The following is a 1,311-nucleotide window of genomic DNA, read 5'->3' on the forward strand; positions in this document are numbered from 1 at the left end:
TCGTCTTGACTTTCTTACCTGTTACGGTATCGATGCCAAGGTAGACGCTAGAGCGATAGACTATTGAGCCGTCTTTTTTAGTATATTCTGTTATTTTCATGGTTTTACTCCTTTTTCCATCAGCAGGCAAGCAAATTAGAAAAGGTTTTGAAGTTTTACCATGCGAGGAGCTACGAGAATACCCCTATTTTCGATTTTAATTAGTCAGACGGTAAATAATACCAGAGTAGTAAACAAGGCGGATATGGGCTTATATGGGACTTTTTAAAAGCCCATATATTGCAAGTAGTTCTATCTTAATGTGTCAGTGATATTATACCAATTATTCGGAAATCCAAGTGCGTCCAATACAATGCCGGATTCAATGGAGTGCGCTTTTTTATTTAGAGCTTTGGTTCTTTTAATAATAGTGTTATGTAATTGAGCGTATTGTGTGGAAGCAAGTAGGCATTGCAAGGCAAGAAAAACATAATATACAGATTGTCTTGATGTATTGGCATTGTTATTGTAATAGTGGAAATAAGCTAGTTGTGGAAGATTCTCACGACATTTATAATTGAAAAGCTTATTATTATGAGCAGTGATATTTCTAATTTCTAGTATATTTTTAATAATACTTTCTAAAGCCTTTCCACTTAAAAGGTCTTTACTAGGTCTATTTTGGATGTATTCAATATTTTCTTGTAAGAATGGTGATAAATCTCTAGCTATTTGATTTTTTATATCAGTGTTTAGATTTCTATAAAAGTTAAATGCTTGCCCTAATGTAAGTTCATTGATGATAACCCAGAAAGGAACAACGCCATGTTGTTTATAGTGGTGTTTTATAGAATTGTTTTGCTTATCCCTATTATAATCATTGAGTATTCTAGCTAATATACTGATTAAATTAGTAATTTGTGCTAGCCTTTTTGTATCTTTTTGTGTTTCAAAATTATTAATATCTAGATAAGCGTATGGTGTTGGATATGCTTCTGAAAAACGATATGCCAGTACGGATTTAAAGTGTTTTTCTGCATCTATAATTGCTTTTAAAAAAGCTGATTTAATTTCTTTATCGTAAAAGTGTGTTGCAGCTATTTCTCTAAAGTCTGCACCAGCTATAAATTTATCTTTTGATGTTTGAAAAAACTTACTATATCCGTTGACGACGTTGTAATAGTTGTTAGTTAGAAGGTATCTTTTACATTCTTCTATGTTATCTATTTCTAAACCTCTAGACTGGAGAAGTTTTATACTCAATGAAAATCAAAGAGCAAACTAGGAAACTAGCCGCAGGCTGTACTGGAGTAGGGCAAGGTGAAGCTGACG

General features: G+C 32.7%; 1 protein-coding gene and 1 pseudogene. Both read right to left on the reverse strand.

Going from position 1 to position 1,311, the window contains the following annotated elements; translation table 11 throughout:
• Positions 1-100, reverse strand: a pseudogene (locus HT723_RS11915) (integrase); the annotation flags it as partial.
• 191 nt (positions 101-291) lie between these two features.
• Positions 292-1,242 carry an Abi family protein gene (locus HT723_RS06515; RefSeq protein WP_172934873.1) on the reverse strand — a complete coding sequence of 317 codons (951 nt, stop codon included), beginning with the start codon at positions 1,240-1,242 and terminating at the stop codon, positions 292-294.
• Positions 1,243-1,311 lie beyond the last annotated feature (69 nt).

Origin of the sequence: Streptococcus sp. 2106 (assembly GCF_013277315.1) — a bacterium.
GTDB classification, from domain to species: domain Bacteria; phylum Bacillota; class Bacilli; order Lactobacillales; family Streptococcaceae; genus Streptococcus; species Streptococcus pseudopneumoniae.